General features: G+C 69.1%; 23 protein-coding genes. 11 read left to right on the top strand and 12 right to left on the bottom strand.

The features are described from left to right. Positions 1-127: 127 nt before the first annotated feature. The gene (locus tag C8E96_RS22245; protein WP_091383847.1) at positions 128-805 is read left to right on the top strand and encodes an MBL fold metallo-hydrolase; all 678 of its coding nucleotides are present in this window, start codon (positions 128-130) and stop codon (positions 803-805) included. A 74-nt stretch (positions 806-879) separates the two neighbouring features. Here C8E96_RS22245 and C8E96_RS22240 read toward each other — a convergent pair whose 3' ends face one another. Next, positions 880-2,832: a Gfo/Idh/MocA family protein gene (locus tag C8E96_RS22240; protein ID WP_091383845.1), complete on the bottom strand. Its 1,953-nt coding sequence runs from the start codon at positions 2,830-2,832 to the stop codon at positions 880-882. A 391-nt stretch (positions 2,833-3,223) separates the two neighbouring features. Between C8E96_RS22240 and C8E96_RS22235 the strand changes: the two genes are divergently transcribed. Beyond that, the gene (locus C8E96_RS22235) at positions 3,224-3,769 is read left to right on the top strand and encodes a TrmH family RNA methyltransferase (RefSeq protein WP_228770342.1); all 546 of its coding nucleotides are present in this window, start codon (positions 3,224-3,226) and stop codon (positions 3,767-3,769) included. Positions 3,770-3,793: 24 nt separating this feature from the next. Here the strand turns inward: C8E96_RS22235 and C8E96_RS33465 are convergent, their stop codons facing one another. Further along, on the bottom strand, positions 3,794-4,060 hold the full coding sequence (locus C8E96_RS33465) for a hypothetical protein (protein ID WP_166658076.1): 267 nt from the start codon (positions 4,058-4,060) through the stop codon (positions 3,794-3,796). Positions 4,061-4,070: 10 nt separating this feature from the next. Between C8E96_RS33465 and C8E96_RS22230 the strand changes: the two genes are divergently transcribed. Further along, the gene (locus C8E96_RS22230; RefSeq protein ID WP_166658075.1) at positions 4,071-7,289 is read left to right on the top strand and encodes an NB-ARC domain-containing protein; all 3,219 of its coding nucleotides are present in this window, start codon (positions 4,071-4,073) and stop codon (positions 7,287-7,289) included. Between the two features lie 76 nt (positions 7,290-7,365). Then, the gene (locus C8E96_RS22225; protein ID WP_091383911.1) at positions 7,366-8,466 is read left to right on the top strand and encodes an NAD(P)/FAD-dependent oxidoreductase; all 1,101 of its coding nucleotides are present in this window, start codon (positions 7,366-7,368) and stop codon (positions 8,464-8,466) included. A gap of 41 nt (positions 8,467-8,507) precedes the next feature. On the opposite strand, the gene C8E96_RS22220 is transcribed toward C8E96_RS22225, so the two are convergent. Next, positions 8,508-8,972, bottom strand: a complete 465-nt coding sequence (locus C8E96_RS22220; RefSeq protein ID WP_091383841.1) for an SRPBCC family protein — start codon at positions 8,970-8,972, stop codon at positions 8,508-8,510. Further along, positions 8,969-9,319, bottom strand: coding sequence for an ArsR/SmtB family transcription factor (locus tag C8E96_RS22215; RefSeq protein ID WP_091383839.1), 351 nt, complete (start codon positions 9,317-9,319; stop codon positions 8,969-8,971). The genes C8E96_RS22220 and C8E96_RS22215 overlap by 4 nt, the downstream gene beginning before the upstream one ends. A 273-nt stretch (positions 9,320-9,592) precedes the next feature. Here C8E96_RS22215 and C8E96_RS22210 point away from each other — a divergent pair, with 273 nt between their 5' ends. After that, positions 9,593-9,967 (top strand): FKBP-type peptidyl-prolyl cis-trans isomerase, encoded by a 375-nt coding sequence (locus C8E96_RS22210; protein ID WP_176926859.1) that lies wholly within the window; start codon positions 9,593-9,595, stop codon positions 9,965-9,967. Between the two features lie 94 nt (positions 9,968-10,061). Here the strand turns inward: C8E96_RS22210 and C8E96_RS22205 are convergent, their stop codons facing one another. The 3 genes from C8E96_RS22205 to C8E96_RS22195 form a co-directional block, all read right to left on the bottom strand. Beyond that, a complete protein-coding gene (locus tag C8E96_RS22205) occupies positions 10,062-10,262 on the bottom strand; it encodes a hypothetical protein (protein WP_133794667.1) in 201 nt (66 codons plus the stop codon). A gap of 80 nt (positions 10,263-10,342) precedes the next feature. Continuing rightward, a complete protein-coding gene (locus tag C8E96_RS22200; RefSeq protein WP_091383835.1) occupies positions 10,343-10,582 on the bottom strand; it encodes a histidine phosphatase family protein in 240 nt (79 codons plus the stop codon). Then, positions 10,579-11,307, bottom strand: coding sequence for an alpha/beta fold hydrolase (locus tag C8E96_RS22195; RefSeq protein WP_407642648.1), 729 nt, complete (start codon positions 11,305-11,307; stop codon positions 10,579-10,581). The genes C8E96_RS22200 and C8E96_RS22195 overlap by 4 nt, the downstream gene beginning before the upstream one ends. A 46-nt stretch (positions 11,308-11,353) precedes the next feature. Here C8E96_RS22195 and C8E96_RS22190 point away from each other — a divergent pair, with 46 nt between their 5' ends. Then, positions 11,354-12,640: a cytochrome P450 gene (locus C8E96_RS22190; RefSeq protein WP_091383831.1), complete on the top strand. Its 1,287-nt coding sequence runs from the start codon at positions 11,354-11,356 to the stop codon at positions 12,638-12,640. Positions 12,641-12,662: 22 nt separating this feature from the next. On the opposite strand, the gene C8E96_RS22185 is transcribed toward C8E96_RS22190, so the two are convergent. The 4 genes from C8E96_RS22185 to C8E96_RS22175 all read right to left on the bottom strand — a co-directional run bounded on the left by C8E96_RS22185 (position 12,663) and on the right by C8E96_RS22175 (position 15,817). Next, positions 12,663-13,202: a hypothetical protein gene (locus C8E96_RS22185; RefSeq protein ID WP_091383829.1), complete on the bottom strand. Its 540-nt coding sequence runs from the start codon at positions 13,200-13,202 to the stop codon at positions 12,663-12,665. A 423-nt stretch (positions 13,203-13,625) separates the two neighbouring features. Next, positions 13,626-13,799 (bottom strand): hypothetical protein, encoded by a 174-nt coding sequence (locus C8E96_RS33460; protein WP_166658074.1) that lies wholly within the window; start codon positions 13,797-13,799, stop codon positions 13,626-13,628. Next, positions 13,789-14,676 carry a Gfo/Idh/MocA family oxidoreductase gene (locus C8E96_RS22180; protein WP_228770341.1) on the bottom strand — a complete coding sequence of 296 codons (888 nt, stop codon included), beginning with the start codon at positions 14,674-14,676 and terminating at the stop codon, positions 13,789-13,791. Before C8E96_RS22180 ends, C8E96_RS33460 begins: the two co-directional genes overlap by 11 nt. A 148-nt stretch (positions 14,677-14,824) precedes the next feature. After that, positions 14,825-15,817 carry a transposase domain-containing protein gene (locus C8E96_RS22175; protein WP_091383827.1) on the bottom strand — a complete coding sequence of 331 codons (993 nt, stop codon included), beginning with the start codon at positions 15,815-15,817 and terminating at the stop codon, positions 14,825-14,827. A gap of 281 nt (positions 15,818-16,098) precedes the next feature. On the opposite strand from C8E96_RS22175, the gene C8E96_RS22170 reads away from it, so the two are divergent. Then, the gene (locus tag C8E96_RS22170) at positions 16,099-16,488 is read left to right on the top strand and encodes an SSI family serine proteinase inhibitor (RefSeq protein WP_091383825.1); all 390 of its coding nucleotides are present in this window, start codon (positions 16,099-16,101) and stop codon (positions 16,486-16,488) included. Positions 16,489-16,925: 437 nt separating this feature from the next. Continuing rightward, positions 16,926-18,200 carry a nitric oxide synthase oxygenase gene (locus C8E96_RS22165; RefSeq protein WP_091383823.1) on the top strand — a complete coding sequence of 425 codons (1,275 nt, stop codon included), beginning with the start codon at positions 16,926-16,928 and terminating at the stop codon, positions 18,198-18,200. Here the strand turns inward: C8E96_RS22165 and C8E96_RS22160 are convergent. Then, entirely contained in the window at positions 18,173-20,095 is a 1,923-nt protein-coding gene (locus C8E96_RS22160) for a beta-propeller domain-containing protein (protein ID WP_091383821.1), read from the bottom strand. The genes C8E96_RS22165 and C8E96_RS22160 overlap by 28 nt on opposite strands. A 164-nt stretch (positions 20,096-20,259) precedes the next feature. Here C8E96_RS22160 and C8E96_RS22155 point away from each other — a divergent pair, with 164 nt between their 5' ends. Genes C8E96_RS22155 through C8E96_RS22145 form a run of 3 tightly spaced genes read left to right on the top strand, consistent with a single transcriptional unit; the run spans position 20,260 to position 22,392 of the window. Continuing rightward, positions 20,260-20,844, top strand: coding sequence for a DNA-binding protein (locus C8E96_RS22155; RefSeq protein WP_091383818.1), 585 nt, complete (start codon positions 20,260-20,262; stop codon positions 20,842-20,844). 26 nt (positions 20,845-20,870) lie between these two features. After that, positions 20,871-21,524 (top strand): RES family NAD+ phosphorylase, encoded by a 654-nt coding sequence (locus C8E96_RS22150; RefSeq protein WP_091383816.1) that lies wholly within the window; start codon positions 20,871-20,873, stop codon positions 21,522-21,524. A gap of 13 nt (positions 21,525-21,537) precedes the next feature. Further along, positions 21,538-22,392, top strand: coding sequence for a patatin-like phospholipase family protein (locus C8E96_RS22145; protein ID WP_091383814.1), 855 nt, complete (start codon positions 21,538-21,540; stop codon positions 22,390-22,392). Positions 22,393-22,406: the final 14 nt, after the last annotated feature.

The following is a 22,406-nucleotide window of genomic DNA, read 5'->3' as shown; positions in this document are numbered from 1 at the left end:
TGATCGGCGACAGTGGTCAGTTGCAGCTCAGTTTCAGGTCACGCTCAGGTAACAGGGTACTGCCTGACCCGGTGCGCTGCCTTCGCGGGTGGAACCAACGGTGGCAGACAGACTACCGTCGGCGACCGTGGACCTCGTCGATGACTACACCGGCCATGTCGAGCCCGGTGGCCCCGCTGCCCGCCGCACACTGAACGCGCTGACGATCACCAAGGTGTCCGTCGGCCCGTACGACAACAACGCCTACCTGCTCACCTGCCGCGCCACCCATGAGGCGCTCCTGATCGACGCCGCGGCCGACCCGGCCCGCCTGTCGGACGTCATCGGCTACGACCAGGACCGCCCCAGCCTGAAGACCATCGTCACCACGCACCAGCATGGCGACCACTGGCAGGCCCTGGGCGCGGTCGCCGGAGCCAACGGCGCCAACACGATCGCCCACGCGCTGGACGCGGGCCCGCTGCCGGTCCCCCCGGACCGCTTCGTGACCCAGGGCGACACGGTGGCGGTCGGACAGGTGGAACTGGAGGTCATCCACCTGCGCGGCCACACGCCGGGCTCCATCGCCCTGCTCTACCGCGACCCGGACGGCCACCCCCACCTGTTCACGGGCGATTCCCTGTTCCCGGGTGGAGTCGGGAAGACGACGAAGCCCAAGGACTTCGAGTCCCTGATCGACGACGTCTCCTCCCGCGTCTTCGACGTCCTCCCCGACGACACCTGGTTCTACCCAGGCCACGGCGACGACTCCACCCTCGGCGCCGAGCGCCCGAAGCTCGCCGAATGGCGCGAACGCGGCTGGTGAACCGGGGACGTTTCGACTGATACACAGCAAGACGCCGCCGGGGAGTGCCCCCGGCGGCGTCTTTCGCGTGTGGGTTACGGGGCCACGCCCATGCCGAAGAAGTGCAGGTTGCTGTTGACGGGAAGCGTGACCGTGTCGACGGTCTTGGCCGGGTCGAGCGCGACCGAGTGGGCGAAGACCGTGTACTTGTACGCGGTGTCGCCGTAGCCGGTGGGGCGGTTGCGGCCGGTGGTCGTCGCGATCGCGGTCGCTCCGCCCGCGGCCGGGGTCACCCAGTTCGGGAAGGCGATCGTGCCTTGGGTGGTGGTGCCGTCGGTGTATTTGACGGTGACCGCGCCGCTGGGGAGGGTGCCGATGCCGGATCCGACCAGCACCAGCTTGCTACCCCGGCCGGTCTGCTTGACCACCTGGCCGCGACCCCGAGCGTTGTTGATCTTGCCGACGCCGGTGGGCCACTGGATGCTCGCGCCGAGCGCGGTGAAGGTGGCGCCGGGCGCGAGACCCGCGGCGGTGAGCTTCTCGGCCGAGAAGCTGTTGCCGAAGCCGTCGAAGTCACCGGGGACGGTGTTTGTCTCGCTGGTGGAACCGACGCAGTCGAACGCGGCGGCCAGGTTCGGCAGCGGCGCGAGCGTGCCGCCGCCGGTGGGCATGTCGGACACCGGCGAGTCCAGGCCGGGACGCGACCGGCTCCAGTCGCCGCGGGTGAAGTCGGGGACCTCGACCGCGGCGCCGCCCAGTGCCAGGGAGTCGACGCTGAGCGGGATCGGGGCGCACCAGGCCGCGGAGTCGTAGACGTCGATGTCCGGGACGAGACCCGAGCGCATGAGCTGGACCGTGCGCCAGGTCATGATGAAGTCCATGCCCCCGTGGCCACCGCCGGAACCGGCGAGCTTGGCCACCAGCCAGTGCTTGTACTGCTCGCCGTAGGTGCCGAAGTCCCGCCACCCGTGGTCGGTGTGGGACGGCTCGAAGTAGACCCGGGAGCCCGACGCGGTGCCCGCGTAGCCCTCGAACAGGCCGCGGGTGCCCGCGACGCTGTTGATCCGGCTGTACGGGCGGGGCGTGCTGACGTCGTGCGCGGTGCGGATGTCGTAGCCCTTGGCCGTCTTGAGGTGGCAGGTGACCAGGTCGCCGTTGACGTAGGTCTCGTTCCACGACCGGTGTCCGGCGGGCACGAAGCGCTGCCGGTAGTCGGCCAGGCCACGCGCGGCGGTGGCGGTGGCGTTGACGGTGGTGAAGCGGTCACCGCGGTTGATGTCCATCGCCGCGGCGACCGGGGCGAGTCCGTGCATGTGGTAGAAGCTCGCCGTGCTGCGGGTGTGCCAGAGCCGCCGCCAGTCGTCGGTGTAGTAGCCGTCGTTGAACAGCAGCGCCCGCAAGTCGTGCAGGTAGCCGCCGTGGCCGTTGGTGATCTCGCCGAAGACGCCTGCCTGGGCCATCTTCACCATGGCCAGCTCGTGGCTGCCGTAGCAGACGTTCTCGGCCAGCATCAGGTGCTTGCGGGTGCGCTCCGAGGTGTCGACCAGGCTCCACAGCTCGGTCATGGAGGTGGCGATCGGCAGCTCCACCGACACGTGCTTGCCCGCCAGCATCGCGTCGCGGGCCTGCGCGTAGTGGAACTCCCACGGCGTGGCGATGTAGACGAGATCGACATCGGCCTGCGCAAGCAGCGCCTGGTACGACACCGCCGAACCGCCGTGGACCGCCGGGCGGGGCCTGCCCGCGGCGACCAGCTGATCGGCGATCCCCTGGGCACGGTCGCGGCGGATGTCGCACACGGCGGTGACCACGCATCCGGGCACCCTGGCCCATTCGCCGGACATGCTCCCGCCGCGGTTGCCCACGCCGATCAGGCCGATCCGGACGGTGGAGTGGGCGGGGAAGGCGACGTCGATCATCGAGGTCTGGCCGGTCTGCCGCGGCGGCGGCGGCACCGCGGCGGAGGCGGCCGTGGAACCCACCCCCACAGCCAAAGCACCGGTGGCGAGCGCGCCACCGAACAGGGACCGACGCGAGATTTCAGCCATCAAGGCTCCTTCGAAAACGCAGGGCGGCAGGGGTACCTCGCGGCAGGCCATGACCATCGACGGAGGTGTCGAAGTCGCTCGGTCGCGCGTATGCGCTCGCAGGTGCCGTGCGCCAAGACACCGACTCGGTCGGCAATCGGTGTACTGCTCGCTGAGGTGTTCAATCGCCGCGCGGCGGTGATTGAACATGCACATCCTTGATTGCTCTAGCTCATGAGTCAACGGGAACATGCATCTTCGCTCACACGTTTGGGCCGTGTGGAGCAACCGGCTTGATGGGGACCTGTCCTGCACTCTTCGCGGGTACGATCCGGTCGCCGCTGATCGCGGCGTGAGTCGACGATGGCCCCGGCGAGCCGCGAATCGCCCTGCATATGGTCGCTGTACCGAGTTGGAGGCGTTCCTCCGCCAGGCGATGAACGGGCCCGCCATCCGGGTGCGCACCCCGTCCGAGATCCGCAACTCCCGCCGGTCCCGCAAGCACTCCTGCTGGGACCACCTCTACGCCGCCCCGCTGTGGCCGCTGCACGGCGCCAACCTGGGCACGCTCGCCCGCACCTGCGACGCGGTCGGCGCATGCCTGGCGCTGCCGCGCTTTCCGTGGGTTCCCGAGGCGCTCGCCCGCGGCAACACGCTGCGCAAACCGCTGTGTGTGCACTGGACCGGCGACCCGCTCGGCTGGCTCGCCCGCCAACGCGAGCGCGGCGCGCGGATCGTCGGCGTCGAACTCGCCGACGAGGCCGTGCGGTTGGCCGACGTCGGTGCGGTCCGCGGCAAGACCGTGCTGGTGCTGGGACACGAACAGCACGGCATCCCGCCGGAGGCTTTGGACCTGCTCGACTCGTGCGTGGAGATCCCGATGATCGGCATCGGCGCCAGTCTCAACGTCGCGGTCGCGGGTTCTTTGGCTCTCTACAAGCTGTCCGGGTTGATGTGACGGCACGCTAGGCTCCCCGGAAGATCACCTCTGGGGAGTCAGCTTGACGTCGACGCGCAAGCAAGCCGCGACTGCCGCGGCCATCACGTTGGTGAACATCGCGGTCGCGATCTCGGTGAACTTGTTGACGTCGAGCTGGAGCTGGCTGATCTTCGTGATCCTGGCCGTCCTTTCGTCGACCTGGGTCGCGCTCGAGGCCCGCCGGGCCACGCCGAGACGGGCAAGTGCCATCTCCTCCGCCCCACCACTACCCGCCACCCCCGGCGCCTTCGTGCCTCGGCCGGAACTCACCAATCAAATCGTGCGCTCGCTGCTCGGAAGCAAGACACGCAAGGTCGGCATCACAACGGGTCTGGCCGGAGCGGGTGGCTTCGGCAAGACCACGTTGGCCGCTGAAGTCTGCGCACGACAGGAGATTCGGGAGGAGTTCAGCTGGATCGACTGGGTCACGGTCGGCCAGGAGGTCCGCGGCGCGGCGCTCGCGGACACGATCAACGACATCACCGAGCGAATCGACGGACAGCGACCGGGGCTGACCAGCCCCGAGCAAGCGGGCATCCGGCTCGGTGAGGCACTGCAGGGGAAAGGCCGGTCGCTCCTCGTCGTCGACGACGTCTGGTCGGTGGAGCAACTGCGCCCGTTCCTCAGCGCGGGGCGCGGCTGCACGCTCCTCGTCACCACCCGGATCCCCGATCTGCTGCCCGACGACGCGGAGACCGTCGAGGTCGACCAGATGAGTCACCCGCAAGCCCGTCTGCTCGTCACGGGCGGCCTCACAGGTCTCCCGGAGACGGTGGGCGAACAGCTCCTTGACATCACCGGAAGGTGGCCGCTCGCTCTCGGCTTAGCGAATGCGACACTGCGCCGCGCCGCCCGCGACGGAGCCGACGTGGCCGAGACGGCTGACCGCCTGCTGCGGCGGCTGAGGGACCTTGGACCCGCGGCCTTGGATGTCACCGACGCGGCTCGACGCGACCGCGCGGTGGCAGCGACGCTCGAGTCGTCGTTGGGAATCCTGGGCGATCATCGGGATCGCTTCGTGGAACTGGCCATATTCCCCGAAGACACCGAGGTTCCGGTTGACCTCGTCATCCTGTTCTGGAAGAAGACCGCCGGCCTGTCCGCGGAGGACGCGGGCAGGCTGTGCCACGAACTGGCCGAGCTGTCGCTGATCACCTGGCGCGGCAATCGGTCCTCTCTGCGACTGCACGACGTCATCCGCACATACCTCCGGCACGAGTGCGGCCAGGCGCGGCTGGCCGAGTTGCACAGCGACCTCCTCGAAGCGGTGGCCTCGACGTTGCCTGGGCCCGCGGTCCAGTGGTGGACTTTGCCCGTTTCCGCCGAGTACCTGTGGCGCACCTTGGCTTACCACCTCGACGGCGCCGGGCGTTCCACGGAACTCGTCGAGCTGGTGACGGCGCCGTATTGGGTCATCGGAAAGCTGCGGCGGTTCGGCCCTGTCGCCGTCGCCGAGGACCTCGCGCTTGTCGACACCGGCGAATCCCGGGAATTGCGCCGGTTCCTCGACCAGTCGGGTCACTTGCTGGTCCCCAGCACGCCAGACCATGCCGTGGTGAACGCCCTCGTCCAGCGCCTCCCATACTCTCCGTATCTACGCCGCATCCGCCGAACCGCGGAGTCGGCGGTGATGGGCATGCCTCGACTCGTTTGTCAGCGACTGATGCCGGATCTTCCGGATCCGGCTCTCGTCCGTGTCCTTGAGGGCCACGAGGGCCGGGTCAGGAGCTGCGTTTTCGCACCGGACAACAGCTGGTTAATGACGTCGGCCCGCGACAGCATCCGGATCTGGGATCCTGAGAGCGGCCAGCTCATCCGGCTGCTGGAGAACCCAGACGACGGTGTCTACACCAGGTACATCGCTCTGTCGCCCGACGGTCGCCTCCTGGCCTCGGAGGGTGCCGACAACACGATCCAGCTTTGGAATACCGCCACCTGGCAGCACGACACGGTTCTTCGGGGACACCAGGACACGGTCGACCGTTTCTGTTTCTCCGCAGACGGCCGGACCATCGTAAGCACAGGCGATGACCGCACGATCCGGATGTGGGATGTCGAGACCGGCAAACAGGTTCGCTCGTTCAAGATCCGGCAGCCGTTCGACGCCTGCGCTTACGGCCCAGGCCAAACACTGGTGAGTCTCGATGATTCGGGTTTGAAGCAGTGGGATCTCACCACCGGCAGCCATCGCGATCTGCCCGCGGAGAAATACGCTGTCAATCGGGCGTTCGCGGTCAGCCATGACCGGAACTGGGTCGCGTTACCCGGCACCCTGGGTGTCACGGTCCATAATCTGACGAAGATCGGTCAGTCCCCGCGTACATTGCGCCACCACACCGACCTGACCGCAGCAGCTTTCTCATCGGACGGTCGCACGCTCGCCACCGGAAGCGACGACGGATTGCTTGTGCTGTGGTGCACGGAAAAGTGGCGTCCGATCGGTCAGATCGCCGCCCACGGGTCCAGGATCGAAGAACTGGCGTTCACACTCGACGGCTCGGTACTGGCGTCGGCGGGTGACGACGGAACCGTGCGGCTGTGGGACCCCGGCAAAGCCCGCATCCAGATGCCCCGCGAGGCGACGAGCGGCACCGGATACGCGATCGCTCCATCCGGCTCCTGGGTCGCGGTCGCGAAGGCGGAATCGATCGTCATTTACGACCCGGTCAGCGGGGAGGTCATCGACGAGTTCCCGAAACCCGGCTATGTGGTCAAGTTGCTCGCGATCGGCGACGAGCACCTGGCTGTCGACCTCTACGATGAGATCTCGATTTCCGAAGCGGGCAACTGGAAGTCGACTCGAACCCTGCGGCATCCCACCAGGGAACGCGCGACCGAGTTGTGCTCCGGTGGACACCTGGTGTGCGCGGTCGACGGCGAGGGCCGGATCCTGCTCTGGGATACCACGACCTGGGGTCCTCCCGTCGTCCTCGAGGCGGATGAGACTGGCGTCCGCGTACGTAAAGAACCGTTGGTCAAGTCGGATTCCGTCATCGACCGCCTGTTGCGGCGGTTCAAGCGGCGCACTGAATTCGCCAGGTACGTCAGCACCGATGTCGCGCCCGACGGCCGGATGTTGGCAGTTGTGGCAGGCAAGGCTGTTCACATCCTGAGCGCGGGCACCTGGGAGCCGATCAAGGTCCTGTCGTTCGACGAGGAGGCGGACGGCGCTACGTGGACACCTGATGGGCGCTGGCTCGTCGTCAAGGTCGGCCAAACCGTTCGATACTGGACTACGGATTCGTGGACCCTCTCCACTGAACTGACCGCGATCAGTGACGCGGACTCCGCTACCGCGGTGGCTTGGTCACCGGACACCTCACTGCTGGCGACCGTGTCTGACAACCGGACCCTGCGAATCCACGACGGCCACGACTGGACCCGCCTCACAGAGTTGCGTCTCGACGGCGAGCTCGCGGATTGTGTCTGGCTGACGAACAGGCGTCTCGTGGTCAGCGGTGGACACGGCGTGTATTGGTTCACCTATTCCTCGGGCTGATGTGACCCACCTCCCACGATTCGCTGTCACATCTCGGCGGGCCACGGTGTCCATGTGGTGACGAACGGAGATGCACATGACGAAGCACATCGTGGTCCTCGGTGCCGGGTACTCCGGCCTCATCGCCGCCAAGTTGGCGGCCGGGCACGCCGACACGGCGGTCACCCTGGTCAACGCCCGTGACCGGTTCGTCGAGCGGGTGCGGATGCACCAGCTCGCCGCCGGGCAGGAGTTGCGGGACCGGCGGCTGGCCGACCTCCTCGACGGCACGGGCGTCAGCCTCATCGTCGACTTGGTCACCGGGATCGACGCCGACGCCAAGGCAGTCCGGCTCGCGAACCGCGCCGAGCCGCTGTCCTACGACACGCTGATCTACGCCTTGGGCAGCCAGGCCGACGTGGACTCCGTCCCCGGAGTTCGCGAGCACGCGATGACGGTGGCCGGGTTCGAGCAGGCTTCCGCGGTTCGGGCATACGGCACGGTGGCGGTGGTCGGCGGTGGGCTGACCGGGATCGAGGCCGCCACCGAGCTGGCCGAGACCTGCCCGGACCTCAAGGTCCGCCTCGTCACCGGCGGTGTCCTGGGTGGAGCGTTCTCGGAACGCGGCCGCAAGCACGTGCGGCGGGTGTTCGACCGGCTGCGCATCGACGTCCGGGACGAGGTGCGGGTCGCGGAGGTCCGCGCCGACGGCGTGGTGTTGGCCGACGGCGAGCACCTCAGCGCCGACACCGTGGTGTGGACGACCGGTTTCCGGGTGTCGCCGCTGGCCCGCGAGGCCGGGTTCGAGGTGGACGGGCACGGCCGGATGGTCGTGGACGACACCCTGCGCTCGGTGTCGCACCCGGACGTCTACGGCATCGGCGACGCCGCGGCGGCCCACATGTCGACCGGGCAGGAGTTGCGGATGGCTTGCGCCACCGGCATTCCGTGCGCGGTGTACGCGGTGCGGGCGATCGGTGACCGGATGGCCGGGAAGCAGGCCCGCCCACTGAAGTTTCGCTACTTCAACCAGTGCGTGAGCCTCGGCCGCCGCGACGGCCTGATCCAGTTCGTGCGGGCCGACGACAGCCCGATCGAGAAAGTCCTCACTGGACGATTGGCCGCGTTCTACAAGGAAGCCATCGTCAAGGGCGCCTACCTGGCGCAGCGCCACCCGCGGCTGGTGTCGATGGCCTAGCGACCGGGCTGGGCCGCGCGAACGCGGCCCAGCCCCCGGAGTCATGCGGTGGCGTTCTCGCTGCTGAGCGCGGCGCCCAAGGCGTCGAGGAGTTCGGCGGTGCCCTCTTCGCGGTACTTGGGCTGGTCGAGGCCGTCGAGGAAGGCGCCCTGTTCGGTGTAGGTGAGCAGGGTGCCGTCGCCCTTGGGGGTGAGTTCGACGGTCGCCAGCGACACCGAGATGCGCTGGTCGTCCATGTACATCTCGTAGGACGACACGATGCGCTCGTTGGGCACGATGTCCTGGTACCGGCCGCGCATGGTGTGGACCGGGCCGCCCTTGGGGCCGCCGCTGCTGGACTCCTCGCCGCCGACGCGGAAGTCGAGGCTCAGCGGGCTGTTCTCCCAGTCGTCCGGGCCGGCGAACCAGCGGGCCTTGAACTCCGGGTCGGCCCAGGCGTTGAAGACGCGCTCGGGGGTGGCCGGGTAGACGCGCTCGACGACGAAGGTCGCGTGGGTGACGCTCATGTGTCTGTCCTTTTCTCCGCTGATTCGGTTTCGGCGAGGAAGTCCCCGAGCCGGTCGAGCCTGCTCTCCCAGGTCGCCTTGCGCTCGGTGATCCACTGTTCGGCCATGTTGAGCACCTTCGGCTCGATGCGGCAGGTGCGGACCCGTCCGACCTTTTCGGACTTCACCAGCCCACTCGCTTCGAGGACCGCCAGGTGCTGCACCACCGCGGGCAGGGACATCGCCAGCGGTTTCGCCAGTTCGCTCACCGAGGCCGGTCCCCTGCCCAACCGCTCGACCATGGTCCGCCTGCTCGGGTCGGCCAGGGCGTGGAAGACCTTGTCGAGATCGCCGCGTTGGTTAAGCACATGCTTAAGTATTCACGCCGACGCGAGGATGTCAAGGGAGGTCTTGGCTTCGCGTTGTCCGCGGACCCGCTCGAACCGAGTCGTATCAACGACTACAAGGGGCGGGAAGCGCCCGGAAAGGGGGCGCGACCCTGCCGTCGGGGGGTGACAGGGCCGCGATGGTGAAGTCGCCGGCGGGGCCTGAGGTGTTACGCCCGGGTGGGTCGTCGAGCGTGGACGGTCCGGGTCGGGGGAAGATGGCCGGGACTGATCCGAAAATCGCAAGGAGTGAGCATGGCTTTGCAGAAGCCCGAGGTCGACCCGATCGAGGGCGCCCCGCCCGCGGACCTGGTGGTGGAGGACATCACCGTCGGCGACGGCGAGGAGGCCAAGCCCGGCCAGCTCGTCACGGTGCACTACGTCGGCGTCGCCCACTCGACCGGCGAGGAGTTCGACGCCTCCTGGAACCGCAACGACACGTTCAGCTTCCCGCTGGGCGGCGGCCGCGTCATCGCGGGCTGGGACCGCGGCGTGGCGGGCATGAAGGTCGGCGGCAGGCGCAAGCTGGTCATCCCGCCGCACCTGGGCTACGGCGACCGGGGCGCCGGTGGCGCCATCAAGCCGGGCGAGACCCTGATCTTCGTGGTCGACCTGGTCGGCGTGAACTAGTTCGCACGACCCCTGGGCTCCCGGTCCGCCGGGAGCCCAGGGACGGCGGCCTCTGCCCTTGGGGAGCGGACCGGTCACCGCTCCAGGCAAAGCGTCACATCGGGTCGGCATCACCGCGGCCCATATCGGTGGGGGTCACCGGACAAGCCGCCGACACGGACTCGTCGTCGGCAGGCGCGACCACGAGCCTGGTCCACTCCCCCAGCCGCGGGTCGACCTGATAAACCAGGTCGTGGGGCTGGCTCGTCCCCAACACGGTCATAGGGTCCGCCGCGAGCAAGGTGCGCAGGAGCATCCTGCCGATCATCTCGTGCGAGATGATCAACGGCCGTTGAGCGCCGTGCACTCGATTTGTCCGCCACGCAGCGGGCGAGCTCACCGGGGAACCGCTGCCACGACCACGGGCATCCCGAATGCAACCCCGCAGAGCGCGGCTGTGGTCGCCGCCCGGCCCAGTGGACTGCTGAAGACCCCGTCTACCCGCAGTCGTCCGACCGCGGCGGCCAGGTTCCGGGCCTGCGCGAGCCCGGACTCGGTCAGCGGCGAGTCGAGCTGTCCTTGTTTGCGGCCGAGACGATTCCACCGAGTCTCCCCGTGTCGGGCCAGGAAGATCATGTGACCGCGCTGAGGAGTTCCTCGATCAGCGGCCGCAACGCTTCCGGGTCTTCGACGTGGGCGCTGTGGCCGAGGCCGGGCAGGATCACCGGGTCCGGCACCAGCGTCCGCAGGTGGTCCGCCGGGCTCATCGGGTCGGTCTCCCCCGCCGCCAGCCGCACTCGCGCCCGGGCCGCGCCGAGCAGGCCCGGCAGGTCCGGGCGGCCGACAGCGAAGGCGCGGGGATCGAGGCTCAGCCGCCAGCCGTCTTCCTCCTCCACCACGAGCCTGCTGTCGATCGACGCCGACGGCAGTCCGGCCACCTTGGCCGCGCGGTCGAGGGCTTCCTCGGGTGAGGCGAACAGCCGCGACGGCTTGGCCGCGAGCTGCGCGGCCTTCGCGAGGTCCTCCGACGTCCAGCTGACCTTGATGCCGATCCCGCACACCGCCGCCACCGGAACCCCGAACCACCCGCTGGCCAGCGCCAATCCGACCACGCCGCCGAGCGAGTGGCCGAGCACGGCGACCGGCCCGTCGACCGACCCGGCCACCTCCGCGGCGAGCCCGCCGAAGGAGTAGCCGGCAAGCGCAGGCGAGTGGCCATGGCCCGGCAGGTCGGGGGCCACCCAGCGTCCGGGCCACAGCGGTGTCACGCCCTCCCATACCTCGGCGGTCGCGCCCAGCCCGTGCAGCAGCAGCAAGGTCGGCCCGTCGGTGCCGCCTCGCGTGACGTACAAGTTGTCCACGCGCTGATCTTGCCGCACGCGGCGCCGGGCGGTACAGAATGCGGGCATGGACGCCGCGCCGATTCTCGACCCGGACACCTATGTGACCGCCGTGCCGCACGCCCTCCTGGCGGGCCTACGCGAGGAAGGCGCCGTCCGCTGGGTCGACGAGTCCGACGGCCCCGGGTTCTGGGCGGTCCTGCGGCACGCCGAGGTGCGCCACGTCCTGCGCACGCCGGAGGTCTACTCGTCGCGGCTCGGGGCGACCCAGATCCGCGACCCGGCGCCGGAAGCGCTGGCCTACGTGCGCCGGATGATGCTCAACCAGGACCCGCCGGACCACTCGCGCCTGCGCGGCCTGCTGACCAGGGCGTTCACCCCGCGGGCGCTGGCCCGGCTGGCCGACCGGATCGACGGCTGGGCGCGTGACCTCGTCGCCAGGGCGGTGGAGCGCGGCGAGTTCGACTTCGCCAAGGACGTCGCCGCCGACCTGCCGCTGCTCACCCTGGCCGAGGTGTTCGGCGTGCCCGCCGAGGACCGGTGGCTGATGTTCGACTGGAGCAACCGGGTGATCGGCTTCCAGGACCCCGAGTACGCGGTGAGCGACACCGAGGGCGCGGGGTCGACCGACCTGGCCCGGCAGGCGCTGCGGCTGCGGCCCGAGCCGGGAGCCGACGGGCGCATGCCCGACCCGCGAACCCGGGAGGGAATGCCCGATCTCTACGCCTACGCGAACGGTCTCGGCGAGATCAAGCGCTTGCATCCGGGCGAGGACGTCATGAGCACCCTGATGTCCCATGTGGACGACGAGGGCGGCCGGGTCTCGATCGAGGAATTCGAGAATCTGTTCTGGCTGTTCTCGGTGGCGGGCAATGAGACACTCCGCAACGGCATTCCAGGCGGGATGATCGCGTTGTTGTCCCATGTGGACTCTTATCGCCGACTCAAAGCCGAACCCGATCTTCTCCCGAACGCCGTCGAGGAAATGCTGCGGTGGTGGACCCCGGTGATGCATTTCCGCCGGACGGCCACAGTGGACACCGAACTCGCCGGGACACCGATCGCCGCGGGCACGAAAGTCGTCGTGTGGTTCTCCTCGGCGAACCGGGATGAGCGGGTATTCGCCGACCCCGACCGGTTCGACCTCACCCGGCCCGCGGGCGAGCACCTCAGCTTCGGCCACGGCCCGCACTTCTGCCTCGGCGCGCACCTCGCGCGGGTGCAGATGCGGGCCATGTTCCGCGCGGTCCTGGATTTGTCTTGCCGCCTTACCCTCGCGGGCGAGCCGGTGCGGCTGCGGTCGAACTTCCAGAACGGGATCAAGAGCCTGCCGGTGGCCACGACCGCGTGGTGACGGCCGTGGCCACCGGGTCAGGTCAGCAGCCGCCGCAGTTGTAGTACGTGACGTCCCAGTGGTTGCTCTCGAGGTAGTAGATGTTGCCCGAGCCGGAGCGCCACTTGTTGCCGCCGATGTAGCTGAAGTTGTTGCGGATGTAGTTGCCCACGCAGGTGTAGAGCGAGTAGTCGAGCTTGTAGCCGTTCCAGTGGCTGTAGGTGCCGCTGGCGTGGCCGGTCTCGGTGCCGCCGGTGATGTTGAGCGCGCACCCGGAGGCCCGCTTGAGGGTCTCCGCGCCTTGGACCGTGGCCAGGTTGATCTGCTCGAAGGACGTGCAGGTCGAGTTGTAGCGGTTGCTGCAGTTGCCGCTGGACGACCAGGTGATCCCGGCGGCGCGGAACCGGGCGGCGGCCTCGCTGTGGGAGAGCTTGGTGACCAGCACGCTCATCGGCGTGGCCGCCGACGGGGTGAACACCCGGTCCCGTTCCTCCACGGCGGCCGAAGCCTGCCCGGTGGCGAATAAGGAACCGACGATGGCGACCGCGGCGACGATCGCGGCCTTGATCGGGGTGGTGCGCATGGGAGTGTCCTTTCGGTGGGCAGCCCTCACCGACCCGGGGCGCTCCGGGTGTCGGAGGGTGTGCGGCAGCGGCGGGAACGCTTGTGCCCCAACGGACGCGGTGGGGACGACAGGGGAACGTCCGGTGGCGCGGCTAGCGAGACCGAGCGTAACCGGGCGAGCCGCGGCCGAGGCTAGGACGAACGGATGTTTCCCGACCGTTCGTCAGAAGTCAGGGGTACTGGACCGCCTCCCCGAAATTTTTAGGGTTGGTCACCTGCGTCTGAAACATGCGGATTGGAGGTGACCGTGGTCGGCTACCGTCACGGTCCCCTTAGGTGCCGGTTGCGCACGGCCGGGCCGATCCGACACCAACCGAGCCTTACGCCGGTGCCGGCAGGCCGAGCCGGTCGCCGACGTAATGCAATCCGTGGACGCGGGTGATCAGGTCGAACCGGCCGTCGGTGTTCCAGTCGGAACGAGGCCACCCGCCCGCACCGGGTCCACGCCGAGTTCACGTCGGTACGACTCCAGGCCACGCCCGCGGTTCATCGCGTTGTTGGCCACCACCGACGACCGCGCGAGCGTCGTGTCGTCGACCAGACCCTCAGAGCTCAACCGGGACCCCGGTGGCCGCCGACCGCAGCGCCGCCTCAAGGGTGTCCACCACCATCACCGACTCCGCCGGGGGCACCGGCGGCGGGCCGTCGCCCCGGACGCACGCGGCGACCGCCTGGTAGAACGCCAGGTAGTCGCCCCTCTCCGTGGGCACCTTCCGCAGGCCGTCGTCGGTAAGGACTTCACCCCACTGCGACTCCGGGTACTCGCCGAACCCCTCATCGGTGGGCAGCCTGCCCTCGACCGACGCCTTCTCCTGCGGGTCGAGACCCCAGCTCCGGTATCCCGCGTCCGCGCCCACGACGACGAACCGCGGCGCGACCGGCATGGTCACGCTGCTCATTCGCAGGTACGAGCGCACGCCGTTCGCGTGGGTCAGCAGGACCGTGGCGTCCTGGGAGACGGGGACCGCCGGGTTCGGCGACCGGGTCTCGGCGAACACCGACACCGGCCTGCCGAACAGCACGATCGCCTGGTCGACCAGGTGGCTGCCCAGGTCGTAGAGGATGTCGGCGAGGTCGGCCGGGTCGGCGCTGACCTTCCACGACGTGCGCGTCTTGCGGGACGCGCGCTCGAAGCGGGACTCGAAGCGGCCGATCTCGCCGAGGTCTCCGTCGGCGACCAACCGCCGGACGGTGCGGAAATCGCCGTCCCAGCGCCGGTTCTGGAACACCGTGAGCATCCGGCCCGCCCGCTCGGAACGCTGCACCAGGTCGCGGATCTCCGCACCGGTCGCGGCCACCGGCTTGTCGACGACCACCGCCATCCCCGCGTCCAGCGCGGCGCCCGCCTGCTCGACGTGGAACCGGTTGGGCGAGGCCACCACCACGACATCGATGTCCGACCGCCGCCACAGCTCGTCCACAGTGGACAGCACGGTCGCTGACCCACTTCGGCGGCCCGCTCAGCCGAACCGGTCACCACGGCACCGACCCGAAGGCCGTCGGCCGCCTCGACGAAAGGGGCATGGAAGGCGCGGCCCGCGAGGCCGTACCCGATGATCGCTACTCGGAGGTCGTCCACGCTCACATTCTTTCAGCCATCGCTTCCTTACCGTCCCACCGCCACGACTGGACCGCCTGGTAGACGCATAACATCGCCCAGAGCTCCTGCGCGACGCCGTGCGGGTCCTGCGACCGCAACGCCACCGACTCGGTCTGCAGCGCGTCGAACACCTCCGCGAACCGCCAGCGGTCCCGGTGCAGCGCGGTCAGTTCCGCCGCGGGCGCGCGCTCCGGGTCGAGCAGCGTGGTGACCAGCTCCGCGTCGCTCGACTGGACCACCCGCACCGCGATCGAGCGCGCCATGGGGTCACGCTCCGGCAGCAGCCGCGAGAGGTACGAGTGGTCCGACAGCACCCGTAACCGGGGCAGGTCGACCGACTCGCCCGCCCGCCACAGCAGGTGCGCGCCCTGCTCCCCCGCCACCCGCCACACGTCGTACTCGGGCTCCGCGCGGTGCGCGACGACGAGCGTGTCCGGCGAGATCGTGCTGATGAGCCGGGCGTCGAGGTCGGCGTCCGAACTGCCGACGGCGACGTCGAGCAGCGCGCCGTCGCCGTGTGCGGCGAGCGCCGCCATCCGCACCTCGGCGGTGTCGAACGCGGCGAGGTTGGCCGCCGTGTCCGGCACGTCGATCGTGCCGCCGTCGAGCGTGCAGACCCGCAGACCGCGCCACACGGCCGGTGTGTCGAGGTCGGCCACGGCCCGGCGCAGGAACAGCCTGCGCATCACTTCCGAACCCAATCGCTTGCGCGCCTTGGTGATCGACCCGGTGCTCGGCTCCGCGCGCTTGCCCGTCGTGACCCCGGCCCACCGCATGCCCGTGGTGAGCCGGGTGAGGACGGCGTCGTACCCGGAGCCGCCGAAGAGCCACATGGCGAGGCTGAAATAGACCATGGTGCGCGCGGGCAGGGCTCTGGAGCGTTGCTCGCGTACCCCGGCCGCATCGATCGCGGCGTCGACCTCGTCCGGGGGAAACGCCTTGATCAGCATCCCGATGGCGATGCGGTCGGACAAACGGTCGCGCGAGGCTTTGGACGCGCGTGTTATCCCACCCACTTATAGGACCTTTCACCCGATGTACGTCTAAGGAAGTACCCTATCCGACCTCATGTGTCGGAGATTGCGGCGCCATGAATAGCACTGATCGACCCGCCGGCGCGATACCCCCCGGCTGGAAAAGCAAATTCGGATCGGCCTAAGCTCGGATTCGTCCGGTCGTCGAGCACGGTCCGGACACGGTTTCCGGCGCACCCATTCGAGCGGAAACCGCTCCGTCGGAGAAGGAGTGTTCATTCATGTTCCGTAAGACGCTCATCGGCGCATTCGGCATCTCCGTCGCGGTGGTCTGCGCACCCGCGGCGAGCGCGCACCACATGATCCCCGAGTCCGCCGCACTCGTCCTGACCGTGACGGGGTCGGAATCGCCGACCATGACCGGCACGCTGCAGTGCCGCCCGGCGGGTGGCAAGCACCGCAAGCCAGCGGCGGCGTGCCACGAGTTGTCGCTGGTGGACGGCGACTTCGACAAGCTCAACATCGACCGGGATCGGGCCTGCACGCTGCAGTACGACCCGGTCTACGTCACGGCCACCGGGCACTGGAAGGGCAAGAAGGTCGACTTCGCCACGAGCTACGGCAACCCGTGCCAGTTCGCCGTGATGACCGGGCCGGTGTTCGCGGTCTGACTCGCGGAGATCGTTCCGACCGGGCTGTGCCGTGCCCGATCGGATGGTGACAGACCGGTGGGCTACGCCCGCCGGTCTGTTTGCGTTCAGGGGTGGGCAACATCGTTACTCCGTTGACACGCAGTCACCCATTCACCGCATTGGTACCACCGGATCGAACGAATGCAGAGAATCGCGTTACTGATTGTGGCCTAAAAACTGACGTGATCAACGCCACGTCCGAGCCCGTATTTCGACCACTGGTTGACGGATCAACTTGCGTCTGGGTGACACCGACAGGGAATCCGGGTGCATATATCCGCATGCGAGCGACGACGAACGTTGTTCAACCGAACAAACGGCAGAGATTTCACCCGACTGGCCGTGCCACCTACGGGTGACCTCCAAACGAGTGAGAGGTGAAGTCAGGGCGCCGGGCACGGGGTAGTTTCTCGCGGGTGACTGGTGAGATCTGGGCGTTACCTCGCGGGAACAACAGCGCTGAGCCACCTGAGCCACGTGGCGGCGTCGCCGATCTCGACCAGGCCGAGGAGTTCCTGGAGCTCTTCCACGCGGAGAACCCCGCCGCCGGCCCGCTGTCCGAACGGGTCCGCTGGGTGCGGGCGGAGTTCGAACTGACCGGCACCTACCGGCACACGAGCGCGGAGCTGGAGTTCGGCGCCCGGGTCGCGTGGCGCAACAGCGCCCGCTGCATCGGCAGGCTCTACTGGCGAAGCATGCGCGTGCGCGATCTCAGAGCGGTGCGCGCACCCGCGGAGGTCGCCGAGCAGTGCGTCGAGCATCTGCGGATCGCCACCAACGGCGGCAAGGTCCGGCCGCTCATCACGATCTTCGCCCCGGACGCCCCGGACGCGGCCGCGCCGAGGATCTGGAACGAGCAGCTGATCCGCTACGCCGGTCACCGCCTGCCGGACGGAACCGTCCTGGGCGACCCGCGCTACGTCGAGTTCACCGACGCCGTGCGCGACCTGGGCTGGGCGCCGGACGGAGCGCCGGGGGCGTTCGACGTCCTGCCGCTGGTCGTCTCCGGACGCGACGACGGCACGGTCGTGCACCCACTGCCGCGCGACGCGGTCCACGAGGTCGAGCTGCGGCACCCGGATCACCCGTGGTTCGCCGAGCTGGGCCTGCGCTGGCACGCGGTGCCCGCGATCAGCTCGATGCGGCTATCGATCGGCGGCATCGACTACCCGGCGGCCCCGTTCAACGGCTGGTACATGAGCACCGAGATCGGCGCGCGCAACCTCGCCGACCACGACCGCTTCGACCTGCTGCCCACGGTCGCCCAGCGGCTCGGGCTGGACACCGGCCGGGAGACCTCCCTGTGGCGCGACCGCGCGCTCGTCGAGGTCAACGTCGCGGTGCTGCACTCGTTCGCCGAGGCAGGCGTGGCGATCACCGACCACCACACGGAGTCCGCGCGGTTCCTCACCCACGTGGAGCGTGAGGAGAAGGCCGGGCGCACCTGCCCGGCCGACTGGAGCTGGATCGTGCCGCCGATGTCCGGCGGCATCACCCCGGTCTTCCACCGCTACTACGACACCGAGGCGCTGCGACCGGAGTTCGTGGCCGACGAGTCAGCCACGCGGACCGCGTTGAGCGGGGTGCCGCCGGTGTTCCCCGAGCCGACCGATGGGCCGATCCGGTGGTCTTACCCGCACACCCCGCTCCCGCGGCGCGAACATCAGGTGAACGGCACCCAGGCGCTCTGAGCGAGGGTGTCGAGGTCGCTGGCGAGCATCCCGCCGCCGGACACGGTCCACAGCGTGTCGCCGACCACCAGCGACCTGCGGATCTGCACGTCGCCGTACTGGTTCCCGAGCGGGTGAGTCAGCCGCGCCGCCTCGGTCAGCGAGTCTCCTTGCAGGCGCAGGACGACGGCCGTCGACCGGTTGGTGGGTCCGGCTTCGTTCAGCGGCAGCACGACGAGTCCTTTAGCCGCCCAATAGAGGAAGGCGTGCGGCTCGAACTCGACCTCGGACGACGCCCCGGCGACGTGGAAGCCGGTGACTTTGCGCGCCTGGACGGACTTCGTGTCGAACAATGAGACCTGGGTTCCGGTGGCACGGCCCTGTTCGGTGGCCTCTTGGCCTACACCGAGCAGCCGACCGTCGCCGACCGGATGGAGGTACGCCGAGTATCCGGTGATCTTCAGCTCGCCGGTGACCTTCGGCTTGGCCGGGTCCGACAGGTCGACGGTGTAGAGCGGGTCCGTGCGGCGGAAGGTCACCACGTAGCCGGTGTCACCGATGAACCGCACCGAGTGGATGCGCTCGGTCTTGCCCAGCCCGTCGAGCCTACCGATCTCGGCGAGTTCGGCGCCGCGCCTGGTCAGCACGGCGACGGAGCTGGAGGACTCGTTGCCCGGGTCGCAGCAGCCGGGGTCGTCCATGGTCGTGGCGATCCGCAGGTTGCCGCGGTGCTCGGAGAGCGAGTACTGGTTCAGCAGGGTTCCGCGAACCATGCCGGACGCCTGGTAGAGCGGCTTGCCGGGCTTCGCGATGTCGAATTGGTGCACGGTGGTCGTGGACGCCTGCGGGAGCCCCGGCATGGGCTTGCCGCGGCCGTCGGCGGGCAGGATGCCGACGTGCGACTGGCGGTCGTCGGCGACGTAGAGGCTGTTCGCGGTGCCGTAGACGGTGTCGCCGTCGGCGGCGAGGCCCACGCCGTCGCCGGTGCCGAGGGCGTTTCGCAGGTCGAAGCTGAGCACCGAGAGCGTCGACGTGCCGGTGTAGTCGGCGGGCCTGCTCAGCGCGGTGCAGTCATAGAGTTGACCTTCGGCGGGAGTTCCGGGGCTGTGGCGCGGGATCCAGTCACCGATCTTGGACTTCTCGATGACCTCCTTGTTGCGCCGGGTCGCTTCCTGCTCGTCGATTCCCTGCGTGGGCATGACGAACGGCAGCCGGGGCTGGGACCGCACGACGACGCGAGCGACCGAGCCGACCTGGCGCGCGTCGATGTAGGAGCCGTCCACGGTCAGCGATCCGGAGACCCGCGCGCCGCCCACGAGGTCGACCTGCACGAAGGTGACCCGCCCGGCGTACATGTGCGGGTGCGGGCTGTCGTAGGCGATGCTGTCGTTGGGGTAGGCCGTGATCAGCGCCCGGTCACCGTCGAGGAGCATCGACGACGGCTGCCCCTCGGGGATCTTCAGCGTCGCAGTCACGGCTTTCGTGGCCACGTCGACCACGCGCAGCGTGCCGTCGACGATGCTGACGATCCGCTTGCCGTCGGTCTTGACCAGGTCCGGCTCGTCGGCGGCGGACTCGTGGTTGTTGGTGCCCGAGTACTCCCCCGGCGCCGCCGAATCCTTCTGTGTCGACCCTTCCGCTGGCGCGGCGCCGCGCTCCATCAGCATCGGCGACTCGAAGCCGTAGGGCCCGACCTTCTTCACCGCGGCGGCCTTCAGCTCGGCCAGTGCCTTGTCGCACGAGTCGAACGCGACCAGGCGCACGGCCGAGGCCTCGACGACGCCCGGCCGTTCGACGTTCTTGGCGGCCTTGTCGCCGCCCACCCAGTACGCGGCACCGATGACGCCCGCGCCCGCCACGGCGATGGCGACCGTGGCCACGCCGATCCGGGGAAGTCTCCGTAAGTCGCTGCTCATGTGCCAAGGACGAAGGTGCGGGGCCACGAGGTTGCACGGAAGCCGGACAACTGTCAGTGTTTGACCCTGAGCGGAAAGTGGCGATCTACGTTACTTTTTCCCGGAATCCGGTGAACTCCCCCACAAATGCGCACGAACCCGCACATTCGGGATACTCTAGGCGCATGACTGTCGCGTTGGAGACCGTACTCGCCAAGGCAGGCCTGCGGATCAGCCCGGTGCAGTTCGCCGAGATGATCGAGGAAGCCACCCGCCGGCTCTCCCCGGCCACACCGGACCCAGCCGACTACTTCTCCGCCGAGCAGCGGGACACGCTGACCGAGGTCGGGCTCGACCTGACCCCACGCCGCCCCGACGAGGTCGACTCGCGGGCACGCGCGGTGGCCGCGCAGACGGTGCTGCGCGATTCCGCGCTGACCGTCGGCGACGCCGCCCAGGCCGTGGGCGTCGACACCAGCCGCATCCGCCACCGGCTCTCGGCTGGCAGGCTCGCCGGCTGGAAGGACCGGGGCGGCTGGCGGCTGCCCGCGTGGCAGTTCGCGGCGTCCGGCGTGCTGCCGGGCCTCGACGTGGTGCTGCGCGCGGTCCCGTCCGACCAGCCACCGCTGGTGGTGGCCGCGTTCATGACCACCCCGCAGGCCGACCTGCGGATCAACGACGAGCCCGCGACGCCCAGACAGTGGCTGCTCGCCGGCGGCGACCCCACCCCGGTCGCGGCGCTGGCCTCGATGCTCGGCACACCGGCCTGACCCTGCGAAGACTGGACCAACGCACGATGTCACGGCTCCCCCAGCCGCCGGTTCCTGCTGCCCTCAAAACCTTGCTGCGTATCGATGAGGACGTCGTCGCCGTCCACAGTGGAACGCACCTGGTCCGCGTCTTCGCGGCGGGCGGCGCACACCGGCAGCGCTGGAACTCCTTCCGCTACACCGGACCCCTGCCGCACGCCCGGTTCGACCCGCACCCGGTCAACCGGGACGGCGGCCCCACCACCGAGTCCGGCCACGGCGCGCTCTACTTCGGACTGACCGTGCGCACCAGCGTCGCGGAGGTGTTCCAGCAGACCTCGGTCGTCGACCGCTCGACCCGCCGCCCGCACCTGGTGGTCTTCCGGCCGCAGCGCACGCTGCGGCTGCTCGACCTGTGCGGGCTGTGGCCGACCCGGGCGGGCGCGTCCCAGGAGATCAGCAGCGGCAACAAAACCGTCACCCAGGCGTGGGCGCGCGCGATCCGCTCGGCGCACCCGGAACTGGACGGGGTCTGGTACAGATCGTCCATGGACAGTGGCGAACCCGCGATCTGCCTGTGGGATCCACCGGCGCGCGGCAGCCTGCCGACGTCACCGGACCTGCTGCTGCCGTTGGACTACCCAGGCTTGGACCTGCCGCTGGCCCGCATCTGCGAGGAGCTGAACTACACGCTTTTGTAAGGAAGGGAACGTCATGGACCTGCCGCGCCCGATCGGTTTCGTCCTCGGCGGCGGAGGCAGCCTGGGCGCGATCCAGGTGGGCATGCTGCGCGCCCTCGCCGAGCGTGACATCACCCCGGACCTGGTCACCGGCACGTCGGTCGGCTCACTCAACGGCGCGCTGATCGCGCAGGCGGGTGAGCCGCCTATCGAGCGGCTGACTGATATCTGGTCCCGGATGACCCGGCAGTCGGTGTTCCCCGGAAGCCTGATCGGGCAGGTGCGGACGTTCCAGCGGACGAAGACCCACCTGTTCCCCAGCGACGGGTTGGCGGCGGTGGTCGACGAACACCTGGGCGGCGGCGTCACGTTCTCGGACCTGCGGCTGCCATTGGGCGTCGTGGCGATGGATGTCGCGACCGCCGCACCGGTGCTGATCCGTTCAGGGCCGGTCGCGCCCGCGGTGCTGGCCAGTGCGGCGATCCCGGGCATCTTCCCGCCGGTGGAACACGAGGGGCGGGTGCTCTACGACGGCGGGGTGGTGGCCAACGTGCCGATGCGCCAGGCCATCGCTATGGGGGCGAAGTCGTTGGTGGTGCTGGATTGCGCGTTTCCCGGGCGGCTGCCTGAGGTGCCGCGGGGGATGGCGGAGATCGTGTTGTATATGGCGATGGTGTCGATGCGGCAGCAGGCCGTGCTCGAAGCGCCTTTGGCGGCTGCTGAGGTGCCGGTTGTGTATTTGCCGGGGCCGCCGTTGATTCGGGTGACGCCGTTGGACTTCACTCACACGCCGGAGTTGATCGGTGAGTCCTATGTGGTCAGTAGTGCTTTCTTGCATGGGCTGACGGTGTCTGGGCCTGGGTTGTATGGTGCTCCGGGCCGCGCGTAAGTGTGGGGCGCCTG

Origin of the sequence: Actinokineospora alba (genome assembly GCF_004362515.1) — a bacterium.
Taxonomy (GTDB): domain Bacteria; phylum Actinomycetota; class Actinomycetes; order Mycobacteriales; family Pseudonocardiaceae; genus Actinokineospora; species Actinokineospora alba.
The sequence above is the reverse complement of the archived record's forward strand: the minus strand, read 5'-3'. Positions and strand labels throughout refer to the sequence as shown.

Coding starts and splice junctions, on each gene's coding strand:
- C8E96_RS22150 (WP_091383816.1), top strand. CDS start 20,871: ATGTCACGGCTCCCCCAGCCGCCGGTTCCTGCTGCCCTCAAAACCTTG.
- C8E96_RS22145 (WP_091383814.1), top strand. CDS start 21,538: ATGGACCTGCCGCGCCCGATCGGTTTCGTCCTCGGCGGCGGAGGCAGC.
- C8E96_RS22240 (WP_091383845.1), bottom strand. CDS start 2,832: ATGGCTGAAATCTCGCGTCGGTCCCTGTTCGGTGGCGCGCTCGCCACC.
- C8E96_RS22185 (WP_091383829.1), bottom strand. CDS start 13,202: ATGCGCACCACCCCGATCAAGGCCGCGATCGTCGCCGCGGTCGCCATC.
- C8E96_RS22155 (WP_091383818.1), top strand. CDS start 20,260: ATGACTGTCGCGTTGGAGACCGTACTCGCCAAGGCAGGCCTGCGGATC.
- C8E96_RS22220 (WP_091383841.1), bottom strand. CDS start 8,972: ATGAGCGTCACCCACGCGACCTTCGTCGTCGAGCGCGTCTACCCGGCC.
- C8E96_RS22190 (WP_091383831.1), top strand. CDS start 11,354: ATGGACGCCGCGCCGATTCTCGACCCGGACACCTATGTGACCGCCGTG.
- C8E96_RS22210 (WP_176926859.1), top strand. CDS start 9,593: ATGGCTTTGCAGAAGCCCGAGGTCGACCCGATCGAGGGCGCCCCGCCC.
- C8E96_RS22205 (WP_133794667.1), bottom strand. CDS start 10,262: ATGCTCCTGCGCACCTTGCTCGCGGCGGACCCTATGACCGTGTTGGGG.
- C8E96_RS22200 (WP_091383835.1), bottom strand. CDS start 10,582: ATGATCTTCCTGGCCCGACACGGGGAGACTCGGTGGAATCGTCTCGGC.
- C8E96_RS22170 (WP_091383825.1), top strand. CDS start 16,099: ATGTTCCGTAAGACGCTCATCGGCGCATTCGGCATCTCCGTCGCGGTG.
- C8E96_RS22160 (WP_091383821.1), bottom strand. CDS start 20,095: ATGAGCAGCGACTTACGGAGACTTCCCCGGATCGGCGTGGCCACGGTC.
- C8E96_RS22225 (WP_091383911.1), top strand. CDS start 7,366: ATGACGAAGCACATCGTGGTCCTCGGTGCCGGGTACTCCGGCCTCATC.